Source organism: Labrenzia sp. THAF35, from assembly GCF_009363595.1.
GTDB classification, from domain to species: Bacteria; Pseudomonadota; Alphaproteobacteria; order Rhizobiales; family Stappiaceae; genus Roseibium; species Roseibium algicola.
On the sequence record NZ_CP045380.1, the window covers coordinates 1,538,240 to 1,558,567 of the forward strand.

A 20,328-nucleotide genomic window follows, 5' to 3' on the forward strand; every position below is an offset into this window, starting at 1 on the left:
AGGATAACACAATGAAAGAAAAAACGTTTTCTCTGCGCACCGATTCAGCCCAACTTGATATCTTCGTCCAGCGGTTCCGATCAATCGCCGAAGAAATGGGATATTCGCTTCAACGGACCGGGCACACGGCGTTTGTAAATGAAACCGCTGATCTAGGTGTTGCTCTGGTAACCCGCGATGGCGAGATTTTCGGTTATCCTCACAGCATTGGCATCACGATGTTTGCCAATCTGAACTTCAAGAAGACGATCGACAGCATCGGCAGTTTCGAACCGGGCGATATCGTCGTCTGCAACGATCCATACGCGAGCGGCGGCCTGTCTTCACATCTGCCCGACATCAGCGTTTTGGCTCCAATCTATGCTGGCACAAAGCTGATCTGCTTTGCCTACGCCTACGTCCATTCGACCGATGTGGGAGGGCGTGTTGCCGGGAGCCTTTCGCCGTCGAGTTACGAGATCTATCAGGAAGGGATCCGGATCCCTCCATCCCATCTCTACAAGGCAGGCAAGCTGAACGAAGAACTCTTGCACCTGATCCTGTGCAATTGCCGGGTTCCGAACGACAACTGGGGCGATCTGAAGGCGATGGTTACCGCGCTTCGTGTCGCCCAGCACCGGATGACTGAATGCTTCGAGAAATACAGCGTCGACGGCGTTGTGCTCGCGATGGAAGATGTGCTGAATTACAGTGAAATGCGAGCCCGTGCGGTAATTGAAGGTATTCCCGACGGTACGTACCGTTTTTCAGACTATCTGGATGACGATGTCATCTCAGAAATTCCGATCAAATTCTGTGTCGCGTTAACCGTAGCCGGCGACGAGATCACAATAGATTTTACCGGCAGCGATACCCAGTTAAGAACCGCCTTCAATATCTATTCGGACGGGAAGGCGCATCCTTGGTTGGTGTATACGATAATGTTCGTATTGCTGACGATCGATCGCGACATTCCCGTCAACGCAGGTCTGATGCGATCGGTGAACGTGATTGCTCAACCCGGGTCGGTTGTGAACTGTCAGGCACCTGCAGCGGTCGGGCTGCGAACGACAACCGGGGTGCGGGTGCAGGACGCCATTCGCGGCGCGCTGGCGCAGGCCTTGCCGAAAGTCATTCCGGCGGCGGGTGCGGGCTACATCGCGCCGATCGTCTTCACCGAGCCGAATTTGGCCGAAGGCGGCCTGAAGGTGAATGTGCTGGAGCCGCTGGTTGGTGGCACAGGCGCACACGAGGATGGCGATGGGTTGAACGCGCGCGATGTGGTGGACATCGCAAATTTGCGCAACAGTCCCCTCGAGGTGGTCGAAAGCACTTCGGGCGTTCGTATTCTGAACTATGCGCTGCGGCCGGATTCAGGCGGCGCGGGCAAATATCGCGGCGGCCTGGGCATCATCTTTGATTTCGAGGTTCTCCAGCATGACTGTCTCGTAACCGCTCGCGGGCAGGAGCGGCATCGGTTCAGCCCATGGGGTTTATTGGGCGGCTGCTGCGGCGAAATGGCCGGCGTATTCATCCGGCGAGCTGGAACAAAGGATTTCCAGCCTCTCGCCAAGATCGACTCGCTCAACGTGAATTGCGGTGACGTTATTCGGGTCCTTACGCCGGGCGGCGGCGGGTACGGGTCTCCGCAAGACCGCGATCCGGCCAAGGTTTTACATGACGTAGGGAACGGGCTGGTCTCCGAGAAGGCGGCCAGGGAAACATACAAGGTCGTTATCGAGGACGGGGCGCTCGACCTGGCTGGGACTGAACGGCTGAGGAACGAGCTGGGTTCTCGGGAGGCTCCAGCCATTTTCAGTTTCGGGCCGGAACGCGAGGCGTATGAAGCTGTCTGGAGCGAAGAAGCATGGTCGCGCCTGATAACCAACATCTTCACCCTTCCGATCCCTCTGCGCGCTTCTATTCGTGGCCGTGTCTGGGCAGCCGCGCGTCGGCGTGCAGAAGAGACCGGCAAATCGCTGAGCGCAGCCGATATCGACGATTGCTGGTTGGAAACCGTCCCGGCAGGTCTGCTCAACGAGCGCGCCGCAGCTGCCGGTTTCAGCAATTGTGAAGTAAAGGTGCCGGCAGAGTGACTGGGACAAATTCTCAATCGTTGTTCGGACGCGCCCTGCAATGTGTGAGCTGGCTTAGCGAGCTCGCAGTCATGATTTCCGGTGTCGTAATGGCGCTGATGGTGGCGCATGTCGTTCTAGACGTAAGCTTGCGCTATGTAATCGGCGTTCCGCTGGCGGGCACGACCGAGATTGTGTCGCGCTATTACATGGTTACGCTGATCTTTTTGCCGATCGCTTTTGTTCAGATCACTGACCAGCACATCAGCGCAAGCCTGATCAGCGATATGTTGTCAACAAGATCGCGCTTTTTGCTCGACTGTCTGACTTCGCTATTGATGGCGGTCTTCGCGATGTTGCTTGCTTGGTGCGCGGGGGCCGAAGCATTGCGCGCAACCGAAATCACCGAACAGATCCAGACACCATCCTATTTTTTGCCGACTTGGCCCGCGCGCTGGATTCCGGTTCTGGCGTTATCGCTGGTCGTTATCGTCTCGGTCCTGAACCTTGTGATGCAGATGGTTCGGTTCATCACCTACGGATCCGCGAAGGCGACCGTTTCTGGAGCCGACAAAGCGAAAGTACTGTCCCAATGACTCCACTGGCCATCGGATTTTGGGGTATGGGGATTGCGCTTGTGCTTGTTGCGCTGCGGGTGCCGATCGGGCTGGCTTTGGGGATTGTGGCATTCGTCGGAATAGCCGCTGTGTCGAGCTGGAGCGCGGCTTTCAGCATTCTGAGCCTGATACCTTACGAAACGGCCGCCAGTTGGGAACTTTCGGCAATCCCGATGTTTCTTCTCATGGGAGCGCTTGCCTTCCGGTCGGGCCTGACAAGCGCTCTTTTCGACGCGGCCAGACTTTGGCTGGGCTGGTTACCCGGCGGGCTTGCCGTGGCCACGAACTTCGCCTGTGCGGGGTTCGCCGCCGCCTCGGGCTCCAGCCTGGCGACGACCCTTACCATGGGCCGAATTGCCTTACCCGAGATGAAGAAAGCCGGATATGACATGGGTCTTGCGACCGGCGTTGTCGCCTCTGCAGGGACCTTAGGATCATTGATCCCGCCCAGCGTCATGATGATCCTGATTGGGGTTTTTGCGCAGACTTCGATACTCAAGCTCTTTGCAGCCGGTATTGCGCCGGGTCTTCTGTCCGCGCTCGCCTTTGCCCTGATGGTTATTCTGCGGGCCAAGCTTCAACCTGATACGGCGCCGCGTATGGTCGAAAAACCGACTCTGCGCGAAAAACTAACCGTCACCGCAGCGATTTGGCCGCTTCCGGTACTGGTCCTCGGCGTGATCGGTGGCATCTACAGCGGCGTCGTCACGGCGACCGAAGCGGGAGCGTTCGGCGCCGCACTGACATTTGTCATTGCGCTACTGAACGGCGCGCTGTCTTGGCCGGTTGTTAAATCCAGTTTCTGGGATGCGCTGGTTGGGACCGCCACCTTGTTCTTCATTGTGCTTGGAGCCGTGCTTCTAACCCGGTTTTTGGCATTTTCCGGGTTGCCGATGTTTCTGGCGCAAATCATGACCGACGCGAATGTCTCGCCGCTCGGGATCATTCTGATCGCCGGCGCCTGTTATCTCGTGCTCGGCATGTTCCTGGACCCACTGGGCCTGCTGTTTCTCACGCTCCCGATAATGCTGCCGATGTTCAAGTCTGTTGGTCTCGACATGACCTTGATGGGCATCTTGATCGTTAAATTTGTAGAGATCGGGCTGATGTCGCCACCGGTCGGGTTGAACGTCTTTGCGGTCAAATCGCTGGTGGGGCCGGATGTGCCGCTGAGTATGATTTATCGCGGAGTTCTGTGGTTCTTGGTCGTTGACCTTCTGGTCATAGGCCTGCTGATCGCATTTCCGGACATAACGCTTTTGTTGCCGAGGCTGATGGGGCTTTGAAAACAGTCGAACAGTAAGTCCAAAATGGGAGGAGGAAGTATGAAGAATAGAGTGATAAAAACTGCCGCAGTCGCAGCTTTTCTAGGGTTGACCTGCAGCGCAAATGCAGATGAACTCAGGTACAACACATTCATGCCGCCGCTGGCCATTGAAGCCGTGCAGGCGCAAGAATTCTTCGATGAACTCGCGGCTGCCACGGACGGTGCCCTCGAAACGCAGGTTTTCGTCGGAGGCCAGATGTTGGGTGGCCAAGCTAGCCTGGGCGGAATTCGCGCCGGCGTCATGGACGCCGGATTTATCGTGCCTACGCTGAATTCCAGCGAAATCCCACATGTTGCAATGCTGCCGGAGCTTCTGCCGTTTGCGGCCAACTTCTGGGCTGCCGCAGGCGCGACCAACGAAACGATGTTGCTGAACTGCGACGAATGCATCGCCGATCTTGAAAAGCAAAACGCGGTCTGGTTGGGAGGGCATGCAGCTTCGCCATGGTATCTGATGTGCGCGCAACCGATTTCTAGCTCGGACGATATTGCCGGGAAGAAAATTCGTGTGACGGGTGGATTTGCTGTGCGCCTCATCAATGCCCTGGGAGCTGTACCTGTGTCGCTGCCGGCGAGTGAAGTCGGGCCTGCTTTGCAGCAGGGCCAGGTCGACTGCGCGGTAGGTAATCTCGCCTGGCTTCAAACGCTGGGTTTGATCGACTCCGTGCGCGGTATCGTCGATCAACCGATCGGAAGCTATCACGGCCTGGGTGAATTCATCTTCAACCGTGATGCTGTTGCAAATCTGGACGAAGCGAACCGCTCGGCGCTGATTTCGGCAATCCCCGGACGGATTGCGAAGATCAGCAAGACCTACGCCGACCAGGAGGCTGCTGCGCGCATGGCGGCCGACGAAAAGGGCGTGGTCTTCTGGAAACCTGATGACGCGTTCAACGAAGCGATGGAAGATTTTCGCGCCAGCGAGCTTGAGGCGGTAGCGAACGACATCGTCAAATTGGGTGGGTCGTCTGACGCCAAGGCGATTGTTCAGCAACATATCGAGACATTGCAGCGCTGGGACGGCCTCGTTCAGGGCGTCGAGGGCGATGTCGATGCATTCACCGCACTGCTGGAAAGAGAAGTCTTCTCCAAGGTCAAGCAATAAATGGCATTGGGTTCGGTGACATCCGTCGTGTCACCGAGCCCGGACAACCCTTGAACCATCTGTACAAATGATGAGCGATAATCGCGATCTCGTAGCGCCGCCCCGGTTGAACAGTCTTGCGTGTGGGTTCCGTTTTGGCGGGCGCGCGCGTTTCGGAGTGATCTTGCCGTCCGGCAACATTGTGGCTGAGGGAGATTTGGCCGCATTGTTACCGCGGGATATCACTTTGCATGTGACGCGCCTGCGACTGACCGGCAGTTCGCGCGAACAACTAAACGCCATGGCAGAAGATGTCGAAACTGCGGCTTCGCTTGTGGGCGATGTCGATCCTGCGGTCGTCGGATTTCATTGTACTGCTGTTTCCACGCTGAGCGAGCAACTGGAGAGAGATATTCTGGCGCGCGCGTGTTCAGCCTCCGGCAGACGGGTCGTCGCTACGTCTGAAGCGATCGTAAGCGCTCTAAATGCACTGACGGCGCGAACGCTGGTCTTGATTACCCCCTATGTCGACCACATCGTCAAAAGCGAAGTCGCATTTCTCAATCGGCATGGATTTGACGTCATCGATGCCCATGGTCTCGGAATAGACCATCCAAGGGATATGGCCGCCTTGCCGCCGGAAGACTGGCTTGCGTTAACGAAAGAACATTACGCCCAAAAAGCCGATGCATATTTTGTCAGCTGCACGGCGATCCGTTCGCTCGAGGTCGTCAGCCTCCTCGAGGAGCAGCTTGGCAAACCCGTGATCACAAGCAATCAGGTCATGGCTTGGCATCTGCTGAGAACAGCCGGGTTCAACGATCAACCACATGGTTTCGGCCATCTGCTGAGCCACCACTGAAACCTCAATAACATGGACTTATCGCATGACTGATCAAAGACCTTCGGGAGTTGAACGGCCGGTTGCCTCTGACAGCGACGGAGTTTGGGGGAGCGACGTTTTTGCGGAGATGCTTAGGGGTCTTCGCGTTAAATACGTCACCCTTAATCCAGGATCGAGCTTTCGTGGGCTACATGACAGCCTGGTGAACCACCTGGGCAACGAAGACCCACAGATGTTGCTTTGCCTGCATGAGGAACATGCAGTGGCAATCGCGCACGGATATGCCAAGGTTACAGGTGAACCTCTTGCTGTGATCCTGCACAGCAATGTCGGGCTGATGCATGGAACGATGGCAATTTTCAACGCCTGGTGCGACCGCGTGCCTGTGTTGATCTACGGTGCGACCGGACCTGTGGATGCGGCGTTGCGCCGTCCATGGATCGACTGGTTGCATACCTGCCGCGACCAGGCTTCAATGATACGCAACTATGTGAAATGGGATGACCAGCCTGCTTCGATGGAGGCAGCGATCGAATCCATGCTGAGGGCAAATCTGATTGCCCGGGCGGAACCGCACGGCCCGACTTATGTAAATTTTGATGTGTCGATCCAGGAAAAACAGCATGCCGAAGCGCCGGCATTGCCCGACTTTTCGCGTTACCGGTCGCCACTGCCGGCGGACCCTTCCGCTGAGGGGGTGGCGCGTGCCGCCGAGTTGCTGAAAAACGCCAAAAATCCGGTTGTCCTGGCGGGGCGGGTGTCGCGCGATCCGGCTGACTGGGCGCGGCGTGTGGCATTGGTCGAAGCTTTGGGAGCGAAGGTTCTGACCGACATCCGGATCGGCGCTTCTTTCCCGACGAACCATTCTCTGCACCGTGGCAAACCTGCATTCTTTATCGACGATGCGGCGGGCGAAGTTCTGCGGGAAGCCGATGTGATCCTCAGCCTCGACTGGCTTGACGTTGCCGGAACGCTCAAGCTGGCAGGCAAGGTTGAAGCCAAGATTATCCAGGCCTCTCTCGATTATCAGTTGCACAATGGCTGGGGCATGGAGCATCAGGGGCTGTCGGCACTCGATCTCCACCTGGCCAGTTCGCCGGACCGCGCGATGCATGCCATTGCGGATTTGCTGGGTGTTGGCGCTGGCGACGAGCCCGAAAACCTGCCGGTGAAACCCGCCCTGAATGCTCCCGCTCCGGAAGCGCCGCTGGATATCATGACGCTGGCCGGGGCACTTGGCGAAGGGCTGGACGGGATTTGCGCCAGCATGGTGCGCTTGCCGCTCGGTTGGGCGGGCGAGGCGTGGCATTTCCGCCACCCACTCGATTTCCTTGGCTCCGATGGCGGTGCCGGGATCGGCTCCGGTCCGGGTATGCTGATCGGTGCCGCGCTGGCATTGAAAGGCAGCGAGCGTATGCCGGTCGCGGTTCTCGGGGATGGCGACTTCATGATGGCGGCCTCGGCGTTCTGGACCGCAGCGCACTATGGAGCACCGTTTCTGGCGGTGGTGTCGAACAACCGCTCTTTCTACAATGACGAGGTTCACCAGGAGCGTGTTGCTGTCGCTCGCAACCGTCCGGTGGAGAACAAGTGGATCGGTCAGCGTATCGGCGATCCGGACATCGACATCGCAGGCGTTGCTCGTGCACAGGGATGCGAGGGGATCGGGCCTGTCTTTACCGCGGGCGAACTGGTCGAAGCGGTCAAGAAAGGCATCGAGTTGGTTCGTGAAGGCAAGAGCGTTGTGATCGATGCGCGCGTTCAGCCTGGTTACAACCCCAACATGGTTGCTGGCCTGACCCGGAGCGAATGAAGATGAAACCCAAGATCTATATAGCACAGGATCCTGTGCTCGCGGACGTACTCGAAAGCGCTTCGACCAAGCTTTCCGATCTTGGCTGGGATGTGGTGCGGGGGCCGGCAATAGTTCCAGGCGTGCCTTTACGCCTGTCTGCAGAGCAGCGGCAGACACTATTGTCGGACGTGGATATCATCGTGGCCAGCTCCCGCTCTCGGCTCAGCGAAGAAGATCTCGACGCGTCTTCGCGCTTGCGGGCGCTGGTGTTTCCCACGATCGGGGTCGACGCGGTCGATCTCGAGGCCTGCGGAATGCGCGGGCTAATCGTGGGGAACGGAGCGACCCCCGAGAATTTTCTCGCGATGTCCGAGGCAACCGTGATGCTGATGCTCGTGCTTCTCTACAAGCTGCACACATCTGAGCGTCTCTTGCATGAAAACGCCAAACGTCCGCAGCAGATGTATGCCCGTATGCTGCGCGGCAGGACTGTCGGGTTAATTGGTTCGGGCCGGATCGGCGGCGGGGTGATCGACCGCCTCCGGGCATTCGAACCGGCTGAGATCTTGGTTCACGATCCCTTCCTGACGCCGGAGACCGCACCTGAAGGCGTATGTCTGGTCGATCGCGACGCGTTACTGGTGCAGTCCGACGTGATCAGCCTGCATGTGCCTCTCAATGCACAAACTCGCGGAATGATCGGGGAGGCCGAACTGCGGAAAATGAAACGTGACGCGATCCTGGTGAACACATCCCGTGGCGGACTGATCGACGAAGACGCTTTGGTCGAGGTCATGTCCGAAGGTCATCTTTCGGGAGTTGGCCTCGATGTGACTGAGACCGAACCGCTACCGGCGGATCACCCGCTGCGCGGGCTTGATCGTGTCGTCCTTACGCCGCACATCCTGGGTCATACGATCGATCTTTATTCGATCATGCCGGAGGTTCTGGTGGAAAACGCCACCCGCCTCATGGATGGCGATCTGCCGAAATACACCCGCAATCTCGAAGTCGAACCTGCTTGGAGAGAGCGGTTGGCGAACATGCAGGAGGGTTGACGTGAACTGGCCGGACTTCGCTTGATGCTTGATGAGAGTCCGCTCCATGTAAACTGCAAACCCCGAGGCGATCTCCCTGCGAAAAAGAGCACCCGGCTGTGCAGCAATGCAGTTTGTTGTGCTGTAAGTGGCTGCGGTGCTTTTCAGGGACTTGGCAATAGCTCGTCGTGCTGATCTTATGAGGCCATGAGCGAGCAAATTGAGTATAGCGCGGCAGATGAGGCGGGCGTTGAACGTATAGCGAGGCTGGTGCGCCTGGCTGCGCGCGGTTTCAACCGTTCTCTTCAGATCCGCCTTCAAACCCAAAATGTTACCTTCGGGCAGTGGATATTCCTCCGCATTCTCTGGCAAGAGGACGGGCTGTCTCAACGCGAACTGAGCGATAGAGCGCACCTCACGGAACCGACCGCACATACCGCACTCATTCGCATGGAGGAACTGGGCTACATTGTTCGGCGCAATGTCGAGGGCAATAAACGTCGTCTGCATGCGTTCCTGACCGCGAAAGGTTGGGAACTTCGTGAACTGCTTGAACCGCTTGCGCTCGAAGCCAATGATATCGCCCTTTCCAGCCTCACGAAGGACGAGCAAACCACGTTGCGAAAAGCGCTGACTGTCATGATCCGAAATCTTGAGGAAGATGAACGACGTGCCGCATCGCGTGGGGTTCGGGTGCCGCCAACCAAGGGCCACGCTTCCTCTTAGCCATCGTAGGCCAGTGAGCCGACAGCATTGTCGAACGGGCGGTTCATACGGTCGAGCGGGTTTGGCGCGGACTTGTCCGGAAACGTCGTTTTGAGCCGCTTGCCCCGAATGTTCCCCTGAAGCCCCATGACCCTCATAAGCCTGGCCACGTGAAACGGGCGATATCGAAGCCCTCCCGCTGCAATTGCCGCCGGATCTTGCGCGTACCATAGACGCGGAAGTTTTCCTCGAAGACACGGCGCCTCGATCTTCAGAGCGATACCGCGGCGGGGGCGGACCGAAAGCCGCTCCGCGCCCTGTCGCTTGGCGACATTCTCGTGACGAGCCGATGGGGCAATCGGCAGAACTCTGCAAATCGGCTCCACCCAAAAACCCTGATCTTAGTTGACTAAGATCAGGCAATCCATTATGCCTATATAACATAGATATCTAACATTAGATGTCTATGAGGATGGAGAGGGAGGAACCTGTGAAAAAGAGTTTTAAAGCCGTTATTGCGGCCATCGGAATGTGTGCAATTGCAGGCAGCGCAGTTGCGGAAAGCGTCACCGTCACACTTTCGGGAGGAAACCCGTCCGGTCTTTGGTCTCTGCTTGGTGCTGGCATTGACCGAGCAGTTAAGGCTGACGATCCCAGTGGTGTCGTTACATACCAAGCAACCGGAGGCGGGTTTGCAAACATTGCTTTGCTGGGCGCAGGTCGGACGGACTTAGGTTTGGCCCACGACGCCGAGATCAAGTTGGCGCTCGCCGGGGAAGAGCCGTTCAAGGCACCCATCAACAATATTCAGGCCATCGGGTATATGTACAATTGGGCGCCGATGCATTTTTTTCTTAGAAAATCCATTGCCGATGAATACGGGATCGACAGTATTGACGATCTGGCGAAATCAGGTGCGGCTATACGCGTCGCGAACAACAATGCGGGCAACATCGTGGCCAATATCACGACGTTCATGCTCGAAGAAGCCGGCTATGATGAGGCTACTATCGAAGCGAACGGCGGAGTTCTGGTTCGGGGCGGCTCTGCACAGCAAGCGGACCTGATAACCGACGGTCGGACCGACATGGTTATTAACGGCATCTTTGTGGGACATTCGTCGTTCCGGAAAGTTGACAAAAGTAATGAAGTTGTACTTCTGAGTGTTCCCCAGGAAATCATTGAGAAGACGAACGCAAAATTTGGAACGGGAACCTATACAATTCCCGGCGAAAGTTACGCCAACCAATCTGATGACGTTGTTACGGTCGCGCTGGGTGCAATGGTGATCACGACCGAGAGCCTGCCCGAAGAAACCGGCTATATGCTCGCAAAAGATATCGCAGAAAACATCGATGAAATTCGCGGTGTGCACAACGCGATGAAGCAGTTGACGCCAGAACTGCTTGTTTCTCAGACCACACTTCCGTTCCATGCCGGTGCAAAGCGCGCTTACATGGAATTGGGTCTTATTAAGTAACACCTTTCAGACAATGCAGCCGGCCCGCAAAAGCAACAGCGCGCTGGCTGCATACTGCTGCCAAGTGCATTGCTGCGGACTTTGCATGTGTAAACACAGGCAAGGCACGTTCAGTGCAGGCAATTTACTTTCAAACAACAAACGTGAAACGGTGTAGGCATGGACTTCCCTTCGCTGACTGAAACAGGCCGCCGTAGAAAACTCGCGCCTACCATGAGTACCGTTGTCAAGGTACTGTCGGCGGCCTTCGCCATATGGGTAGTTCATTCAAATCTGTTCATTATCGCTGACCCGCTTATTCAGGGTATTCTCTTTATTTCGGGGATATTCACCATTCTTTTTCTGGCGATTGGAGCGACCTCCAGAGCGCCGGACCGGATTCCTTTCTACGACTGGATTCTAGCGGCTCTCAGTCTTGCTTGCGGCGTCTATTTCTTCATGACTTCGGGAGCGATAGCGAACCGGATAAGCATTCTGGATGAGTTCACGATTGATCAGTTGTTCTTCGGTTCCTCGCTCCTGTTTCTGACGCTCGAAGCGACCCGGCGTACTACCGGCTTGGGGCTCACCGGGGTTGTCTTGCTCTTTCTGTTCTACAATCTTTTTGGCTATCTGCTGCCACCTCCGTTCGGTCATCGGGTTAGTGAGTTTACATATCTGCTCGATATCCTCGTTTTTACGACCGACGGCTTGTTTGGCGTTCCGATTCAGGTGGTGGCGAGCTACGTTTTCCTTTTCGTGATGTTCGGAACATTTCTGTCAAAGGCAGGAGGCGGCGATTTCTTCTTTAACCTTGCGGCTCTGGTCACCGGGCGCGCAAGAGGAGGACCTGCCAAGATCGCGATCATCTCGTCTGGATTATATGGAACGATGTCCGGCAGCCCCACTTCCGATGTCGTCGCAACCGGTTCGATCACTATCCCTGTGATGAAACGGCTTGGATATCGCGCCCGATTTGCAGGAGCGGTGGAGGTCGCAGCATCCACCGGTGGTAGCGCGATGCCCCCGATCATGGGGTCAGCGGCGTTCATCATGGCCGAATACTCGGGGATTTCCTATAACTCGATTGTGCTCGCGGCCCTGATACCAGCTTTGCTTTATTATACCGGCGTTTTCGCCCAGGTGCACTTGCGCTCGGTCAAATACGACCTGCGGCCGTCGGAAGACGAGGTTCCGACCGCTACGGAAACGTTCAAAACCGGCTGGGTCTTTTTGCTGCCTATCATCGGTATTATCGTTGCGCTGATACTCGGTTATTCACCGACGTTTACGGCTGGTGTCGGCGTCCTTGTCACGATTGTCGCTTCATTGATCCTGAAAGAAACGCGGCTTTCGCCTTGGCAAATCGTGGAAGGTCTTGGAACAACCACTCTGCAGATCTTGCCGGTTGCCGGTGCATGTGCTGCTGCGGGCCTGGTTATTGGCGGATTGTCCATGACCGGCCTTGGGATGAAATCAGCGAATGTGATTCTAACCGTTAGCGATGCGCAGCCAATACTGACGCTCGTGATTGCCGCAACCGTCACGATCGTTCTCGGTCTGGGGATGCCGACCCCGAGCGCCTATATTCTGGCGGCCGTGCTCGTGGGACCGGCGCTATCCAAGCTCGGCTTCCCGATCCTTCCGAGCCAAATGTTCTTGCTCTACTATGCGATCTTGTCTGCACTAACTCCTCCGATCGCTGTTGCAGCCATTGCCGCGTCTGCGATCGCCGACGAGGATCCCTTCAAAATTGCCTTCTCGGCCGTAAGGCTTGCAATCGTTGGATTTTTGTTACCTTTCGCCTTCGTCTGGAATCCGGGAATACTTCTGGAGCTCGGGCCTTTGGCAAACACTCTCGCAGTGGTCGGGGCGTTCTTCGGCGCGTTCGCCATCGCAGCCTCGATAGAGGGATTGATCAAGACCGAACTGCTCACCTGGGAAAGAGTCCTTCTAACGGTTGCGGCGGTGGGGGCTGTAAGCCCTTATCCCGTCGTATCCGGCTTGTGCATCTTGCTGATTGCCGGGTTGATCGTACGACAGTTCGTGTTTTCTGCGAGGGTGAGAAACGTCGAAAATCCTTAGTCCCGGTCGACGTGCGAATGGAATATGGAAAACATTCACTCGACCGGACGGCACCTGCGTTTTGAAGAATTACGATCAGTTCGACCGCTTGATTGGACTTGCTGATACCAACGGGTGGTCTACACATGTCAAAAATTCAGGCAGGTCAACCGGCACCGGTAGGCAACGGGTCGGGCTTGATACTTACAATTACAGCTCTGCCGGAAGATCTGACGCGCGTAACGCAAGCTATTCATGATTTAACCGTCGATATCGTTTCTGCGGACAGGAACGCGGAGAGCAGCGGGCAAATGCGAAGCGCCCATGGTGGCGAAGTTTTATTTTCCTTGAGTTTCGACGTCAGCCAGCTCAAATCAGATGGTCGGGATTTGCCCGGCTACATCGGTCGAGAACTCCGACACCAACTGAGCAATTCTTCCGCAAAGATTCGCTGCGACGCTGTCGTCAACGAGCCGATTGAGGATGTGCAAAAGCAACCGCTTTTTTGGAAACGCTGGGTGGTCAGTATGCTAGGTGTCTATCCGTTGCTGATCATAATATACCACGCGTTAAAGCCGCTAACCGAAAACGTATCTGCACCGATTTCTTTGTTTTTGGTGGCATTCGTTCTGACAGGTTTGAATACGCGTTACGTAATGCCGTTGCTCATGAGAAAAATGCATTCGTGGTTGGAACTCTAGCAAGATTTTTCTCAAAAGGCGCAAATAGATCGTGCATCGGCCATGAACCTTTCACGCTTAGGTCAGTTGCCGGAACCTCCCATAAAAGCATCGCACGATGCTCTGAATTCATAGAGTTTTCATCTCCAACAACAGCCGTTGTGCGGCCTTCGCGTTGGACGAGGGGAGGCCGGATTTCACGGCAGCGGGAAACTCCGAAGTCAGGGTTTCGGGATCCTGCAATAGCAGGCGAAAAAATTCTGCCCTCCAGTTGACAGCTTAAACTTAGAAAGCTAAGAATACTGGAGAAGCCATAAGCCGCCCGATGGTGTTTTTTAACGTGGCGGTCCGTGGAGGAGGGAGATCAAATGCTTACACCCGAAGAGAATGAACTGCTGACCCGTGTGACCGGCGACGCCCCGATGGCGCGGCTGATGCGTCAGCATTGGACTCCTGTTTGCCTGATCGAAGAGGTGGAAGAGCCGGACGGCAAGCCGCTTCGCGTTGAAGTTCTCGGCGAAAGCTATGTGGCATTTCGCGATTCAAAGGGGCGCTTGGGCCTGTTGGATGAGCTTTGCCCGCACCGCAAGGCTTCGCTGGTCTTTGGCCGAAATGAGGAATGCGGGCTTCGCTGCCTCTATCATGGCTGGAAAATGGACGTTGACGGCAACGTTGTCGCTATGTCGTCGGAGCCGGAAGGCAGTCCTCTGATGGACAAGGTGAAGCACCGTTCCTACCCCGTTCGCGAGTGGGGCGGTTTCGTCTGGGCTTGGCTTGGCGACAAAGACGAAATGCCGGAGTTTCAACCGCCGGCATTTGCACCGCGCGCGGATTCTCCGATCGCAATCCTAAAGATCCGAATCCCCGCGAATTGGGCGCAGATCCACGAAGGCCAGATCGACAGCGCGCACTCGTCTTCGCTGCATTCATCTGACATGGTTCCAGCCAAAGTCGAAGGTGCGGCGGCGGACGAAAAGTCATGGTATCGGCCCTCGACCGACAAATCGCCTCGCATGCAAACGGAAACGACAAGTTATGGGTTTCACTATGCCGCGATCCGTACTCCCATCAAGAACGCGGCTACGCACAATTACATTCGGGTTACCGAATTCGTTGCGCCCTACTACTCGCTGATACCGCCCAACAACAATTACAGGGTGGCCGCGGTGATTGTGCCAATCAATGATGAGGAAACCGCTTTCCACTTCATTGCTTGGGATGGGCCGAACGTCCCGACAACGGACGAGTGGCGCCGGTTCACGCATGCGGTGCCGGGTGTGGATGTCGATGACAAATGGCGTTGCCTGCGCACCTTGGACAACGATTTCCTTCAGGATCGTGATGCGATGAAGGAAGGCAATTTTACTGGTATCAAGGGCATTCCCAACCAGGATATTGCGATGTGGGTGTCGATGGGCGCGCGCGTCCAGCGCCACACCGATGTCCTCGGTGCGTCAGACCTGGCCATTGTCGAATTCCGCCGCCTGATGGCGGATGCGGCTAAAAAAGTAGCCGAAGGTGGTCAGGCAATCGGAACGGATTCCGAGATCCCGCAGGTTTTGATCAACTCCCACGAGGGGGTTTACCCGAAAGAAACCGACTGGCGAACACTTCTCAACACTTCGGGAAAAACAGTCGCTGCAGAATAGGTTCTGCTGAAATTTCCTCCCGGATCCGCCTGAGGCCGCACGCGGTCTTGGGTGGTTCTTTCGTGAGCGGAGGGGGCGATGTGTCGTCGCTGCAAGGGTGTAATCTTGGGGTGTCGCGGGCTGTGGCAAAGCAAATCGGCAAGTAAGATGAGCCAACCCATCAACATTGACGACTTGCGACGATTGGCCCGCATTCGCTTGCCACGGGTGGTGTTCGATTTTCTTGACGGCGGGGCTGAAGACGAAGTTACTCTGCAGAGAAACAGGCAGGCATATGAGGATATTCAGTTAAGACCCAAAATTCTTAACGGTGGCATGGTCGATCTTTCGGTCAATCTATTTGGCCAAAAATTCTCTGCACCTTTCATTATTGGCCCGACGGGTTTGAACGGGATCTATTGGCCGAAAGGGGATTTGCATCTGGCAAGTGCCGCCCAAGGTGCGGGTGTCGGTTTCGCGGTTTCCACGGCGTCCAACACATCAATGGAAGCGATTGCACAACAAACGGATAGTCCTCTTTGGTTCCAGCTTTATCCGTGGGGAAAACCGGGCTTTTCCGAGGCGCTCATAGAGCGTGCCGCCAATGCCGGCTATGCGGCGCTGATTGTCACGGTCGACTCTTTGGTTGGGGGAAAACGCGAGCGTGATTTACGGCACGGTTTCTCACATGAAATCAAAATGAGCGCTCCCGTAATCCTGGACGGGCTGATGCATCCTAGATGGCTGGGTTCGGTTTGGCTTGGCAGAAACAGGCCACGATTACAGAATCTTGTGGCGTTCCTGGGGGAGGGGGTAAGCGACGCAGCGCTGGCGGATTTCACCCGTTCCCAACGGAATCCTCATTTTTCCTGGGACGATGTTCGGCGTATTCGCAAACAATGGAACGGACCGCTGCTGATCAAAGGCATAATGTGCGGGGAGGACGCGTTACGCGCCTGCAAGGAGGGCGCTGATGGAGTCATCGTGTCAAATCACGGGGGTCGCCAACTCGATGGTGCGCCCGCGACCATCGAAGTCATTGAGGACATTGCCGGACAACTAGACCGCGATGCAACCGTTCTGCTGGACGGCGGCATTCGGCGGGGCAGCGATATCGTAAAGGCGCTTGCTTTGGGGGCACACGGCGTACTTCTCGGCCGGGCGACATTATACGGCCTGGCGGCCGGTGGCCGCGATGGGGCGGCGCAAGCCCTGTCGATACTGGAGGACGAAGTGCGCAGAACACTGATTTTCATTGGCTGCAAATCGGTTCAACAGCTCGGACAGCATCATATCGCGGGTAGAAGAAACGCCGCGGCACTGCCTGGACGGAATACTTAAGCAACTCGTTAGGCCACGGAAAATACGTAACGTTTCAGCAGATTGCCAAGCGGTTGACTTCAATAACTTAGCTATCTAATAAATTCTATCGCGATCCGACTGGGAGGAATTCATGCAGCAAATGAGAATGCGAGTCGCAAGTAGAATCGTTTTGACACCGAGCATCGTGGAATTCACGTTGGTTCCGGTCGGCGACTGTAAGCTTCCCAGTTTCGATCCAGGTGCGCATATCACAGTCGAAACGCCGTCAGGTGCCATGCGCCGTTACTCGCTCGTGAACGACGGTTTCGAGCCGACTGAATACGTCGTTGCCATCAAACGTGAGCCGCAATCTCGAGGCGGATCCGCGTCGATGCATGACGATGCGCATGTTGGTTCCGAGCTGAATATTGAGCCGCCGGAGAACGATTTCCCCCTGACGGATGTTCAGAAGTATCTACTGATAGCAGGCGGCATTGGTATTACGCCGATTTATTCCATGGCGCGATATCTCGACAAAAAAGGCAAAGCGCTACGCATCATATACGTCACTCGAAGCGCAGAAGAGGCTGCCTATCTTGCGGAGCTGAACGAAGCCTTCGAGGGCAGGATCATAGTTCATCATGACAACGGCGATCCTGACGCGGTTTATGATTTCTGGGACGATCTAGTCACGCCAAGAGCAACACATGTCTTTTGCTGTGGACCAAAGCCTTTAATGGACGAGATCAAGGCAGTTTCCGGCCATTGGCCGGAGGGGCGGATCCATTTTGAGGACTTTAAACCGGTCGATGTGGTGCGTCAGGACGACGTCGCCTTCGAAGTGGAACTGAAAAAGAGCGGGGAAACAGTCACCGTTCCTAAAGATCGCTCAATCTTGGAAGCGCTTCGGGATGCCGGTTTTGCGACGAGCAGTTCATGTGAAAGCGGAACATGTGGAACGTGCAAGACCCGTCTCCTGGTGGGGGAAGCCGATCATCGCGACATGGTTTTGATGGACGAGGAAAAAGGCGATTACATCATGATCTGCGTGTCGCGGGCGAAATCGGGGAGGCTGGTTCTTGACCTGTGATCCGGTTCGCCTCGGCGTCGCTGGCCTTGGGCGTGCGTTCATGCTCATGGTGCCGACGTTCGATGTCGATTCCCGTGTAAAGCTCATCGCTGCCGCCGCTCCCAGAGAGCAAAGCCGTGCCGCCTTCGAAACAGAATATGGCGGCAAGAGTTATGAGACCGTTGAAGCGTTATGCGCCGATCCGTCTGTCGAAGCGATTTACATCGCCACCCCTCATCAGATGCATGTGGACCATGTCCTGGCGGCGGCGAGTGCCGGTAAGCATGTTCTTGTCGAAAAACCGTTGGCGATCTCCATGGCAGATGCCGAAAAAATGATAACCGCCACGCGCAAGGCAGGTGTGCATTTGATCGTTGGTCCCAGTCACAGTTTCGACCCTCCTGTTGAGCTTGCCGCGCAGCTGATTGAAAGCGGTGAATTTGGTCGACTGCGTATGATCCAGGCGCTGAACTATACCGATTTTCTCTATCGGCCGCGACGACCTGAAGAACTGCGCACGGAAGAGGGGGGAGGCGTTCTCTTCAGTCAGGCAATTCACCAAATCGATGTCGTCCGGAGACTGGCTGGCGGGATAGCCGAAAAGATCTATGCAATGACCGGAGCTTGGGATTCCAAGCGACCGACCGAAGGCGCGTTCAGCGCGCTCATGACCTTCGAGACAGGTTGCATCGCCAATTTGACCTATTCAGGTTATGCCCATTTCGACAGCGATATCTGGATGAATAATGTCGGTGAGTTGGGGCAACCCAAGACCCCCGGATCATATGGAGGGGCGCGCCGAGCCCTGATGGACCTTACGCCAGAAGACGAGGTTCGCCTTAAGACGACCCGAACTTTTGGCAATGGAACGACGATCCAAGCCAAACACAACGAACATTTCGGTCCGGTGATCGCCCTTTGCGATCGAGCGGATCTTAAACTGATGCCGGACGGTATCGAGGTCTTTGGCGATACCAGGCGTAGCTTCATTGAAGCGCAATTCGGTCCTGCTCCGCGCAGAACGGTCATTGATGCGCTGGTCGCGGCAGTTCGAGAGGATGCCCCCCCCGTCCAGAGCGGGGAGTGGGGATTGGCGAGCCTTGAGGTTTGCCATGCAATTCTACGCTCTGCCAGATCCGGCCAGCCGGTCGAACTTCAGCATCAACGCAACACAAAACATCGAAAGCCGACAGGATGAGCAATCTGAAACTTTCTCTTGCAATGGGAAACTATGACCGGACGCGTGCGATCGTGGATGGCCGAGTGCAAATCGACGGGGTCGACCCCATTCCGATGCTGCTGTCGCCGGAGGAGATGTTCTTCCGTGCCTTCCGGCATCATGCGTTCGATATCAGCGAGCTTTCGCTGTCGTCCTATTCGATCTCCGTTGCCAGGGGCGATCCGCATTATGTTGCGATCCCTGTTTTCCTGAGCCGTGCCTTCCGGCACACGTCGGTTTATATCCGGACGGACAAGGGTATAGAAAAGCCCGGTGACCTGAAGGGGAAGCGCATTGGCATTGCCGAATACCAGCTTTCCGCCAATGTGTGGGTGCGTGGTATTCTCGAAGAAGAACACGGCGTGAAGCCGTCCGATATCATCTGGGTGCGAGGCGGGATGGACACGCCCGGCCGGCCTGAGAAGATCAAGGTTCAGTTGCCGGACGATATCGTGATGGAGGAGGCGCCGGAGGGCAGCACCTTGAACGGCATGCTCGCGGCGGGCGAGATCGACGGTTTCGTCGGGCCGCGATGGCCTCGTTGCTTCTCCGAAGGTCATCCACATGTCGGGCGCTTGTTTTCCGACAGTATCTCCGCGGCTGAAGCCTATTTCCAACGTACTCGGATCTTCCCGATCATGCATGTTCTGGGAGTACGGCGAAGCTTGGCGGAGGAATATCCATTCCTGCCGGCTGCCTTGCTCAAGGCTTTCACCCAGTCAAAGCGGCTGGCGGAAGACGCGCTTTCGGACACCTCCGCGACCAAAGTTACGATGCCGTTCGTCGAGGATAACCTGAACCGCGTTCACACCCTGATGGGGAACGATCCCTGGAGTTACGGCGTTGCCGAGAACTCCCATGTCCTGAACCGGTTTCTCGATTATCACGCAAGCCAAGGGCTTTCGCCACGCCGGGTCGAGATCGAGGAGCTGTTTCATCCTTCGACGTTGGAAGCTTACAGCCTTTAGCGGGAGTTTCAAAATGGAAGAGTATTTGCCTGGAGATATCGTTGAGGTCGAAACGCCCAATGGTTTGGCCTACATTCAGCTAACGCACATCCATCCAAGCTATCCTCCGGTGGTCAAGTTTCTCAAGGGTCCGTACGAGAGCCGGCCCGAGAATGTCGCCGTTCTGACAGCCGAAAATGCACCCTTGGCGATGGTTCCATTGTCGGCGGTTCTGAAGAAGCTTGAGTTGAAACATTCTCGCGTGGGCAATGCCGAAATCCCGCATAGCGAACGTAAATTTCCGATCTTTAGAATGCCCATTCGAGGAAAGAAGGGTGAAATCATCTACTGGTGGTTCTGGGATGGACGGGGTTTGACGTTTTCATCGGATCTCATGGAAGCTCAGGAGAACCTGCCGTTGCGTGAGATCATGTCGTCCGAGCGTTTCATGGAGCAACTTGTCACAAATGCCAGGTAACTCCGAAACCCGGTCCGAC

Annotated in this window: 17 protein-coding genes and 1 pseudogene; 17 read left to right on the forward strand and 1 reads right to left on the reverse strand. The window is 56.0% G+C overall.

From position 1 onward, the window contains the following. Nucleotides 1-11: 11 nt before the first annotated feature. From FIU93_RS07045 to FIU93_RS07080, 8 genes are all read left to right on the forward strand, one after another. Entirely contained in the window at nt 12-2,075 is a 2,064-nt protein-coding gene (locus FIU93_RS07045) for a hydantoinase B/oxoprolinase family protein (RefSeq protein WP_152505201.1), read from the forward strand. A 71-nt stretch (nt 2,076-2,146) separates the two neighbouring features. Next, complete coding sequence (locus tag FIU93_RS07050) at nt 2,147-2,650, forward strand: TRAP transporter small permease (RefSeq protein ID WP_152505202.1); 504 nt, start codon at nt 2,147-2,149, stop codon at nt 2,648-2,650. A gap of 26 nt (nt 2,651-2,676) precedes the next feature. Further along, nucleotides 2,677-3,957 (forward strand): TRAP transporter large permease subunit, encoded by a 1,281-nt coding sequence (locus tag FIU93_RS07055; RefSeq protein WP_286202302.1) that lies wholly within the window; start codon nt 2,677-2,679, stop codon nt 3,955-3,957. Between the two features lie 39 nt (nt 3,958-3,996). Continuing rightward, nucleotides 3,997-5,103: a TRAP transporter substrate-binding protein DctP gene (dctP, locus tag FIU93_RS07060; protein WP_173013795.1), complete on the forward strand. Its 1,107-nt coding sequence runs from the start codon at nt 3,997-3,999 to the stop codon at nt 5,101-5,103. A 67-nt stretch (nt 5,104-5,170) separates the two neighbouring features. Beyond that, entirely contained in the window at nt 5,171-5,944 is a 774-nt protein-coding gene (locus tag FIU93_RS07065; RefSeq protein WP_152505204.1) for a hypothetical protein, read from the forward strand. 25 nt (nt 5,945-5,969) lie between these two features. After that, nucleotides 5,970-7,739: a thiamine pyrophosphate-dependent enzyme gene (locus FIU93_RS07070; RefSeq protein ID WP_152505205.1), complete on the forward strand. Its 1,770-nt coding sequence runs from the start codon at nt 5,970-5,972 to the stop codon at nt 7,737-7,739. A 2-nt stretch (nt 7,740-7,741) separates the two neighbouring features. Beyond that, complete coding sequence (locus FIU93_RS07075) at nt 7,742-8,779, forward strand: 2-hydroxyacid dehydrogenase (protein WP_152505206.1); 1,038 nt, start codon at nt 7,742-7,744, stop codon at nt 8,777-8,779. 186 nt (nt 8,780-8,965) lie between these two features. After that, nucleotides 8,966-9,484, forward strand: a complete 519-nt coding sequence (locus FIU93_RS07080) for a MarR family transcriptional regulator (protein ID WP_209009886.1) — start codon at nt 8,966-8,968, stop codon at nt 9,482-9,484. 32 nt (nt 9,485-9,516) lie between these two features. Here the strand turns inward: FIU93_RS07080 and FIU93_RS31675 are convergent. Next, nucleotides 9,517-9,855: pseudogene (locus FIU93_RS31675) on the reverse strand (IS3 family transposase); the annotation flags it as partial. A gap of 98 nt (nt 9,856-9,953) precedes the next feature. Between FIU93_RS31675 and FIU93_RS07090 the strand changes: the two are divergent. The 9 genes from FIU93_RS07090 (at nt 9,954) to FIU93_RS07130 (ending at nt 20,309) form a co-directional block, all read left to right on the forward strand. Continuing rightward, nucleotides 9,954-10,943, forward strand: a complete 990-nt coding sequence (locus FIU93_RS07090) for a TAXI family TRAP transporter solute-binding subunit (RefSeq protein ID WP_152505207.1) — start codon at nt 9,954-9,956, stop codon at nt 10,941-10,943. A gap of 213 nt (nt 10,944-11,156) precedes the next feature. Next, nucleotides 11,157-13,007, forward strand: a complete 1,851-nt coding sequence (locus FIU93_RS07095) for a TRAP transporter fused permease subunit (protein WP_152505208.1) — start codon at nt 11,157-11,159, stop codon at nt 13,005-13,007. 125 nt (nt 13,008-13,132) lie between these two features. Further along, nucleotides 13,133-13,687: a hypothetical protein gene (locus tag FIU93_RS07100; RefSeq protein ID WP_152505209.1), complete on the forward strand. Its 555-nt coding sequence runs from the start codon at nt 13,133-13,135 to the stop codon at nt 13,685-13,687. A gap of 329 nt (nt 13,688-14,016) precedes the next feature. Then, entirely contained in the window at nt 14,017-15,315 is a 1,299-nt protein-coding gene (locus tag FIU93_RS07105; protein WP_286202271.1) for a Rieske 2Fe-2S domain-containing protein, read from the forward strand. Between the two features lie 147 nt (nt 15,316-15,462). Beyond that, on the forward strand, nt 15,463-16,635 hold the full coding sequence (locus tag FIU93_RS07110) for an alpha-hydroxy acid oxidase (protein ID WP_152505210.1): 1,173 nt from the start codon (nt 15,463-15,465) through the stop codon (nt 16,633-16,635). A 112-nt stretch (nt 16,636-16,747) separates the two neighbouring features. Continuing rightward, nucleotides 16,748-17,686, forward strand: a complete 939-nt coding sequence (locus FIU93_RS07115; RefSeq protein ID WP_152505211.1) for a PDR/VanB family oxidoreductase — start codon at nt 16,748-16,750, stop codon at nt 17,684-17,686. Beyond that, nucleotides 17,676-18,863, forward strand: coding sequence for a Gfo/Idh/MocA family oxidoreductase (locus tag FIU93_RS07120; RefSeq protein WP_152505212.1), 1,188 nt, complete (start codon nt 17,676-17,678; stop codon nt 18,861-18,863). Before FIU93_RS07115 ends, FIU93_RS07120 begins: the two co-directional genes overlap by 11 nt. Next, nucleotides 18,860-19,852: an ABC transporter substrate-binding protein gene (locus FIU93_RS07125; protein ID WP_173013797.1), complete on the forward strand. Its 993-nt coding sequence runs from the start codon at nt 18,860-18,862 to the stop codon at nt 19,850-19,852. Before FIU93_RS07120 ends, FIU93_RS07125 begins: the two co-directional genes overlap by 4 nt. 13 nt (nt 19,853-19,865) lie before the next feature. Further along, the gene (locus FIU93_RS07130; protein WP_152505213.1) at nt 19,866-20,309 is read left to right on the forward strand and encodes a hypothetical protein; all 444 of its coding nucleotides are present in this window, start codon (nt 19,866-19,868) and stop codon (nt 20,307-20,309) included. The last annotated feature ends 19 nt before the right edge of the window (nt 20,310-20,328 follow it).

Bases quoted from the DNA above. Each gene is read 5' to 3' on its own strand.
- FIU93_RS07125 (WP_173013797.1), top strand. From the start codon at position 18,860: ATGAGCAATCTGAAACTTTCTCTTGCAATGGGAAACTATGACCGGACG.
- FIU93_RS07115 (WP_152505211.1), top strand. From the start codon at position 16,748: ATGCAGCAAATGAGAATGCGAGTCGCAAGTAGAATCGTTTTGACACCG.
- FIU93_RS07045 (WP_152505201.1), top strand. From the start codon at position 12: ATGAAAGAAAAAACGTTTTCTCTGCGCACCGATTCAGCCCAACTTGAT.
- FIU93_RS07070 (WP_152505205.1), top strand. From the start codon at position 5,970: ATGACTGATCAAAGACCTTCGGGAGTTGAACGGCCGGTTGCCTCTGAC.
- FIU93_RS07055 (WP_286202302.1), top strand. From the start codon at position 2,677: ATGGGGATTGCGCTTGTGCTTGTTGCGCTGCGGGTGCCGATCGGGCTG.
- FIU93_RS07080 (WP_209009886.1), top strand. From the start codon at position 8,966: ATGAGCGAGCAAATTGAGTATAGCGCGGCAGATGAGGCGGGCGTTGAA.
- FIU93_RS07095 (WP_152505208.1), top strand. From the start codon at position 11,157: ATGAGTACCGTTGTCAAGGTACTGTCGGCGGCCTTCGCCATATGGGTA.
- dctP (WP_173013795.1), top strand. From the start codon at position 3,997: ATGAAGAATAGAGTGATAAAAACTGCCGCAGTCGCAGCTTTTCTAGGG.
- FIU93_RS07050 (WP_152505202.1), top strand. From the start codon at position 2,147: ATGATTTCCGGTGTCGTAATGGCGCTGATGGTGGCGCATGTCGTTCTA.
- FIU93_RS07110 (WP_152505210.1), top strand. From the start codon at position 15,463: ATGAGCCAACCCATCAACATTGACGACTTGCGACGATTGGCCCGCATT.
- FIU93_RS07100 (WP_152505209.1), top strand. From the start codon at position 13,133: ATGTCAAAAATTCAGGCAGGTCAACCGGCACCGGTAGGCAACGGGTCG.
- FIU93_RS07065 (WP_152505204.1), top strand. From the start codon at position 5,171: ATGATGAGCGATAATCGCGATCTCGTAGCGCCGCCCCGGTTGAACAGT.
- FIU93_RS07130 (WP_152505213.1), top strand. From the start codon at position 19,866: ATGGAAGAGTATTTGCCTGGAGATATCGTTGAGGTCGAAACGCCCAAT.
- FIU93_RS07075 (WP_152505206.1), top strand. From the start codon at position 7,742: ATGAAACCCAAGATCTATATAGCACAGGATCCTGTGCTCGCGGACGTA.